Source organism: Aminobacter sp. P4_D5, assembly GCF_056401815.1.
The window spans coordinates 1-554 of the sequence record NZ_JBFUIP010001223.1; the positions used below are offsets into that span (position 1 = coordinate 1).

The window sequence follows — 554 nt, forward strand, 5'->3', positions numbered from 1 at the left end:
GCCATCGATTCGGCCGAGAGGAAGCTGTCCGCCAGCCCCGCCGGGTGCACCAGCAAAGCGGCGATGAAGGCCAGGCAGAAGTTCATGATCGGTCCGGCGGCGGCCACCTGCATCATGCCGGACCGCGGGTTGCGCAGGTTGCGGACGTCCACCGGGACCGGCTTGGCCCAGCCGAACATCACGTCCACCCGCCCGGTGGTCAGCAGTTGCGTGACGAGGAGAACGCCCGGGATCAGCAGCGTGCCCACCGGGTCCACATGGCGGATCGGGTTGAGCGAGAGGCGGCCCATCAGCTTGGCTGTGGGGTCGCCCAGCCAAAGGGCGGCGTAGCCATGCGCCGCCTCGTGCAGGGTGATGGCGATGACGCTGGCCAGCACCGCGGCGACCAGCTCCGGCAGCATCTCCATCATGGCGTCAGGCCAGGACCCGATGTGGTGAAAGGGCGGCGCGGGAGGCCGACAGGCGGTCGAGGGCCTTTTCCGTGAGGTCCCGGCAGGCCTCCAGAACGGCGGCTGTCTCGGCGAGGATGCCGGAGCAATGCAGGGCCGCGTCGC

The 554-nt window shown here is 69.9% G+C and carries 1 protein-coding gene; it reads right to left on the reverse strand.

Annotated elements, in window-relative coordinates:
- Positions 1–410 (reverse strand): site-2 protease family protein (locus AC1DWF_RS37615; RefSeq protein WP_476843505.1); only part of this gene is annotated, 410 nt, incomplete at its 3' end.
- Positions 411–554 lie beyond the last annotated feature (144 nt).